Annotated in this window: 6 protein-coding genes and 1 pseudogene; all 7 read right to left on the reverse strand. The window is 54.0% G+C overall.

Annotated elements, in window-relative coordinates:
* Positions 1–226 (reverse strand): annotated as a pseudogene (locus M7R55_RS10255) (outer envelope protein); the annotation flags it as partial.
* A gap of 381 nt (positions 227–607) precedes the next feature.
* Positions 608–1,645: an acetamidase/formamidase family protein gene (locus tag M7R55_RS10260; RefSeq protein WP_298220316.1), complete on the reverse strand. Its 1,038-nt coding sequence runs from the start codon at positions 1,643–1,645 to the stop codon at positions 608–610.
* Positions 1,646–1,792: 147 nt separating this feature from the next.
* A complete protein-coding gene (locus M7R55_RS10265; RefSeq protein ID WP_298220317.1) occupies positions 1,793–3,394 on the reverse strand; it encodes an amino acid ABC transporter permease/ATP-binding protein in 1,602 nt (533 codons plus the stop codon).
* Between the two features lie 17 nt (positions 3,395–3,411).
* Positions 3,412–4,308 carry an ABC transporter substrate-binding protein gene (locus M7R55_RS10270; protein WP_298220318.1) on the reverse strand — a complete coding sequence of 299 codons (897 nt, stop codon included), beginning with the start codon at positions 4,306–4,308 and terminating at the stop codon, positions 3,412–3,414.
* Between the two features lie 50 nt (positions 4,309–4,358).
* Complete coding sequence (locus M7R55_RS10275; RefSeq protein ID WP_298220319.1) at positions 4,359–4,775, reverse strand: RidA family protein; 417 nt, start codon at positions 4,773–4,775, stop codon at positions 4,359–4,361.
* A gap of 518 nt (positions 4,776–5,293) precedes the next feature.
* A complete protein-coding gene (gene minC, locus M7R55_RS10280; RefSeq protein WP_298220320.1) occupies positions 5,294–6,067 on the reverse strand; it encodes a septum site-determining protein MinC in 774 nt (257 codons plus the stop codon).
* A 95-nt stretch (positions 6,068–6,162) separates the two neighbouring features.
* On the reverse strand, positions 6,163–6,588 hold a 426-nt coding region (gene zapD, locus M7R55_RS10285; protein ID WP_298220321.1), incomplete at its 5' end, for a cell division protein ZapD.

Genomic DNA, 6,588 nt, shown 5'->3' on the forward strand with positions numbered 1-6,588 from the left:
GGGAGAAGTTGAGGATATTTTTGGCGATATCGTTGCCCTCAAAGGGTTCGGCGAACTTGGTGCCGTAGCGCCAGCTCAGCGAGGTGTCACTCCAGTCGGACGCCTGGGCGGCTGTGCCCAGGGCCATACTTAGGGCGAGCGCGCTTAACGTGGCAACAGCCAGAGGGCGGCGTGACATGGGTCGGGTCTTCTGCCGGGCAATAACGGGGTTTGGTTGAAATGGCATATCCAGGCTCCTTGGTCTTTTTTGAAGTAACACGAATTCAATTGGTGACGAAAATTCACGCTTATTGTGATCATTAGTGTATGCACAGTGTGTGCCAAATTGTTCACAATCGAGCAATTCAATGATATTGAACGGATTTAGATTCTTGTTGAACGACCTATGTTTGACTCTTTTAACTAAATTGGTGCGATTGACTATTAATGACGCACCGAAATTGGGATTTTGATTCAGACGGTGATCTCACTTTTTGCTTCTGGTGGCTGTTGTTACAGGTCTTCTGCGGGTGGAAGGGAAAGCTTCATCACGGCAATTGTTCACATTTGCAGCGGGCATGAATCTGGCCTTGTCTCGTGCGCTTAAACCCAAGCGCACACTGGTTGCTTAAATCTCCTCGTCGGCGTCTTTGGGTGGAAAGATTCCGCGCTTCATCTTGCAGTGCACGCCTTGGCGCCCATCTACGACTTGTGTGACACCGAAGTCGGAGCCGATGCTCATCAGTGAATAGGCATCGTCCTGGCTGAGGTTGTGCTTGTCGACAAGCAGATGGAGCATGTCCTTGGCGGCGTTCTTCATCGCAACATTGAGATCGTCATCGAAGCCATGCACGATCCAGGTATCCGGTGTTTCGAGCAGGGGAGAGGGAAAGTGGAAGTCCTTGCGCAGAACGATCTGGAAGATCACGTTCAGTGAGGCCTCGATCGCAGTCCCGCTGATTTCGCCATCGCCTTGTGAAATATGCGGGTCACCAATCGAAAACAATGCGCCGGGCACGGCCACCGGGTAATACATTGTCGATCCGGCGCCGATTCGCCAGTTGTCGATATTGCCGCCGTGCGCGCCGGGTGGGACGGTGCTCACGCGGCCCATGGCATCGGGGGCGACCCCGGCTGTGCCCAGATGAGGGCGCACGGGTACGCGCACTCCATTCAACGCGGGTTCGCAGGTACAGGTTCCGCGTTTGGTGATTTTACCCGGTACCGTATATTTTCCAGGGAAGTTATAGGCGTAGAGGGCGCGGGCCGTGTTGTAGTCCGGATCGATCTTGTAGATCGTCACGCGCTCCTTTTCGCCCGTCTCTTTGTAGAGAAGCCCCCAGTGCGCGGCAAGGTTCGTTCCGTATCGGAAACGCGGCAGCATTTGCAGGTAACGAACCTCGAGCATGTCACCCGGTTGCGCATCTTCTACATAGATCGGGCCGGTCATCAGATGTACGCCCGGGTTCCGGTCGTCTTCGGGAATGCTTGAGTACAGTAGCCTCACCGCATCGTCCATCATCAGTTCAGGGGCATCGCCCGCCTGGTGCGTTACAGCTTCGGCTTGGATGATGTCCCCGCTTTTGATGCGCAAGGCCGGTTTAAGGCCAGCATCGAAATAGCCCCAATGTACGGTTGAGGGGGTAGCTTGCAGTTCATGAAACATGGATGGCTTCCTCATTGGTTAATAGTGCGAATTAAAGAGTGCTCGGCTGTCTATGGACTCAGGAACGAGCGCAGGAAGGAATCGCCCGCCTGCCCACAGGGCGTGTGGGCAAAGCGAAGCGAATTGGTCATAAGTACGGTCTGTAGGTCACAGAGCGAGCGCTGAGGTCTGGCCGGAACTCATCACACGGATAAAGCGGGCCGTCAGTGGATTGCGTGGTTGGCTAAGCACCTCGTAGGCGGGCCCATCCTCAACAATATTTCCATCAGTGAGGAAGATGACGCGATCGGCGACTTCCTCAGCGAACCTCAATTGATGAGTAGAAATGATCATGGTGAGTTTTTCCTCAATGGCGAGCCTGCGAATGACATCCAGCACTTCGCCGACCATTTCCGGATCAAGTGCAGAGGTCGGCTCGTCAAGCAGGAGTACTTTGGCTCCCGGGGCGATTGCCCGTGCGATCGCCACGCGTTGCTGTTGCCCGCCCGACAGATGACGAGGCAGGGTATCCCCTCGGTCACCGAGGCCAACCCGATCGAGCAATTCCTGTGCTCGTTGTGCTGCGGCTTCCTGCGACCAGCCATGTACCCAGCGCAACGGTCCGGCGATGTTCTCTTCCGCGGTCAGGTGTGCGAACAGATTGAAATGCTGGAACAACATGCCGACACCGACTTCGACGCGCTGCCGGGCCACTTCGCTTGGCGACAGAACAAGGCCACCAGACGAATACCCGATCCGGTGCCCCCCAATAAACACGTCACCCGAGTTCCAGGTTTCGAGTCGATTGATGCAGCGGAGCAGCGTGCTTTTGCCTGATCCGCTCGGGCCGAGAAGCGCGACGATCTCACCGGTATGAACCTGAAGATTCAAATCGCCGAAAATCTGGCGCTCACCATAGGATTTGGTCAGATCCTGAATTTCGACAGCGATCGGGCCTTTGGCGAGTTCGGCCAGCCTGGCGATTCGGTCTTCACGCGTTGGTGTGACCAGTAACTCTGATAACGCAGCGCCTTCTGCTGTGGCAGGCTTAGACGGCAGTGCTTCTTCCGGGTCCTTACGCCAAGGCAGCAGATACTTCAGTATCTTTCCCTTGTCTCGTGGGCGGTCGAGATCGAGTGCTCGCTCAGCGAAAAGCTGGATGGCAGACACACCACCGGTCAACATCAGGTAAAGCAAGCCGGAAGCAAAGAAAACGGAGAAGAAGTCGAAGGTGGACGAGGCCAACTGTGTACTCCGAAGGGTCAGTTCCTGAACGGAGATGAAAGAAGCTAGTGATGAGTTTTTCAACGCATTCACACCTTCATTGCCGAAAGCGGGAATCATTGTGCGTATGGCTTGAGGCGCGATGATTCGCCTCATCAGGACAAACGACGACATGCCCAGTGCCTGGCCGGCGGCACTTTGTCCTCGATCGACGCCACGAATTCCCGAACGCAGGATCTCTGCGATGAAGGGGGCCTCATTGAGGGCGAGTGCAACGCCGCCGGCTAGCAGTGCACTGAGCATGATTCCCATGTGTGGCAGCGCGTCGTAGACGAATACCATCTGTAAGATGAGTGGTGTCCCACGAAAGATCACCGTATAGGTTCTCGCCACCACGGAAATCCAGCGGTGACGAGATAGCAGCATTGCGGCCAGGACAATGCCGATGGCAAAACCACCGACAAGCCCGATCACCGTAATCTCCAAGGTCAGGAAGATACCTTTGAGCAGGTAATCCATCGTCAAATAATGGAAAAAAAGATCCACTTTAGTCTCCGACTGGATTACTCATCACTGCTGATAATGGTCGGTGCTTCGATCGCGCCTTGATCCAGACCCCACTTCTTCATCAGCTCAAGCTGCAGACCGGTTTTTTGAATTTCGGTCAGTGCAAGAACAATGGCGTCCCGTAATTCGGGATTCTTCTTTGAAACGCCGATGCCGATGTGGTAAGGCAATGTCACGGCTGTCGCTTTGCTGAGTTTGTCCGGATAAGCCTTGACCGCCTGATCAACTGTATTCACGTCGTTGATATAGGTATCCGCTCGTCCGGCAAGAATGGCCTGAATACAGGAAGCATTGTTGTCATAGAGTTGCAGTTGTGGCGCGGGTTTTCCTGCTGCCTTACATTCAGGCTCCAGGTTTTGTATCAGAGGAACCTCAACGAAACCGGTGTTCTCTGCCGCCGTTGTACCGCATAGAGACAGATTGATGCCCGTGATGTTTTTCGGGTTGCCCTTAGCAACGAGCACACCATCGAACACTTTCGAGTACGTAATGAAGTCGGCAGCTTTGGCGCGCTCTTTCGTCGCATAGATGTCAGAAATCACGAGATCCGCCTGGCCGCTTTGCAGTGTTGGCAACAATGCCGCAAACGCGACTGGCTTGTAGGTTACCTTGAAGCCAAGGCAGCTGCCGAGCGATTCGGCCAGATCAATATCCAGGCCGATGTATTTGCTCGGATCTTTAGGATCCAGCGCTTCATATCCAGGGGTATGAGGATTAAGGGCATTGACGAGCGTTTTCCCTTTGAACTGGGGATATTTGGCTTGCAGGGCCTGGCAGGCTTCTGAACTGGCCAGATCGGCTGCGTGCGCGGTAAGGGGCAGTGCAGGCAGCAGAGAAGCAAACAATGCAGCAGACAGTAATCGGCGTTGGGATTTTGGAAAAAAAGGGCTCATGGTTATCTCCTGGGATAATAGTTTTAGCGGGGTTGAGTGACTGCTAACAGTCAAGGGTTGAAGGGGCGACTTGTCGGTCGTCGCGCAATGAAATCGATTTCTACAAGTGCTTCACGCGCCAAACCGGTAACACCGACACAGGTTCGTGCGGGACGGCGGTCATGAGGGAAATAGCTGGCGTAAACCGCGTTCATGGCTTCGTAGTCGGTGTAGAAGTCAGTGAGGAATACCCGGGCGGAGAGTACGTGCTCAAGACCTAAATCCAGGCTGCTCAGTACGCGTTGCAGATTTGCGAATACCTTAAGTGTTTGTGCCTCGATTCCTTCGGGGAGTGGGGCGCTATCGTCGTCGGGATCGATGGGCAATTGCCCTGTCACGAACACCCAGCCATTCGTTTCAACCGCATGGCTGAATGGCGCAACGGGAATAGGGGCATCCGCGACCATGTGAAAAATAGGGTCGTTCATGAAGTACAGGCTCGCTGAGAGTGGTTTACAAATGGTTTGTCCATATAAACCTATTTGGCAAGCACTGTGCCAGATTGTCTGCCTTTATTAAGATTTTGATAAATATAAATAAATTTATATTCTATTTAGGCTTATTCGCGCTAGATTGGTGCGGGCATTTGATGTGTTTCTATACCTTAAAACACACTTTCCTGTCGAATATCGATCGAATGTAAAGTTTTATGCCATCCTTAGGGAAGCAATAGGACTCTTGTCGGGGGTGTGGCCGCTCGATTGTTTTATTAAGCCGATATTGAAGGCTGTTGCTTCTTTTTGGTGCGTAAGGGGCTGCGGATGGGGCTCGAGAGTTTGATTCTGGGGCGATTTGACCGTGCAGTGGTCGAGCTGTGCAGCATCTTTTTGAAATCTATTGCAAAGTCTTTTCTGTGCTCGCGACCATCAGTCTTTTGATCGTTCCTTCCTTACCTCGTTTGGGGAAGGTCTGCGTAAATTTAAGCTGTCAAGATGTAAGAGATTCCTCAGGGGAAAACGCGAATGTCCAGTTGTCCTTTTTGATCCAATTCGATCAATACCCGCTTACCCCAGGCGGAGTGCTTCGCTAACTGCTCGCCATCAAGGTAGGTACCGTTGATGGCGATGATTTCCGGCTCGAAAGATTCGCAGAAAATCCTGGCTTGGGGCATACCGTTGACACCGGCCGCAGCCGTACCCTTGAGTGCGCCATGGACGTAGATCGAGCCATCGGCGACCACGCGCGCGCCTGCGCCGACCATGCTGATGATGATCAGGTCGGCCTGTTTCGCATAGAGTTCGGCGCCCGAACGGACAGGGTGGCGAATCACGGTCGGCGGATTGAGTATGTGCGCCGGACGCTCGGCTTGTGGCACCGGTGACGGTTTGGGTGGTTCAGTCGTCGTGGGTTTTTGCACTGGTGCCGCTGCCTTGGGCTCCGTGGCCGGGCGGGCCTCTATAAGCGGCAGGTGCGCTTGTGTCGCCTGCTGTCGCTGTTTTATGTTGCCCCCCAGTACCGCGATCGGTTCGAGCTGATAATTGCGTAGCAAGCTGATCAGCGCCGGAAAATCAACCCATTTGCCACTGTTTTCGATCCCCGAGAGATCAATCAGTACTGATTCGGGCTGGCTGAAAATACCTTGTCCGCCGAAAGTATCCTTGAATGCTCGGGTCAGCTTCAGTAAATGGGTTTCTCGCAGAACGAGGCAGGTGACGGGCGTCGGGTTGCGGTGCAGGCTGAAGATTTCGTGTTCGATCGGGGTAAAGGGCAGAGGGCTCATGGATGGTTTGTCTTGAGTAAGGGGCAAAGGGGGCCTGTTTGGTCGCTAGGAGTGGTCGAGGGTGAGTATTGCAATCGAGTCCGCTCCGTGATGATTTATAACTGACAGAGCGCCAATTCGAAAGCGACATCGTGATTGACCTGGTAAGGGTGGCCTGTCTGGCGATCTAGCCGCATGAAGCGGATGATGACCCGATGTTTGCTGGCACTGATCTCCGGATAGACGTTGCTGGAGTCATCCAGCATGAGTCGCACGAGCTGGTAGGGCGCGCCCGATTCCAGATTCAGTTGGAAAAAGCCGTCTTCTGCTGTTCTGGTTTCAGGGGCAACACTCTTCCTGATGAGATCCAATACCAACTCATTGGCGCGTCGAATGGTTGCCAGGGGTTCCAGCCACTCGACAAAATCCTCCCGTCGCTCGGAGTAGGGTTGAGCCAGCCAGTGGTGCAGTGCGGCCAGATCGAAGGCGCACAAGGCGCCGGGAATGGAAGCCCGTTGACGAATGGCATTGAGGAGTTCGTG

It is taken from the genome of Halothiobacillus sp., assembly GCF_027346185.1.
Taxonomy (GTDB): domain Bacteria; phylum Pseudomonadota; class Gammaproteobacteria; order Halothiobacillales; family Halothiobacillaceae; genus Halothiobacillus.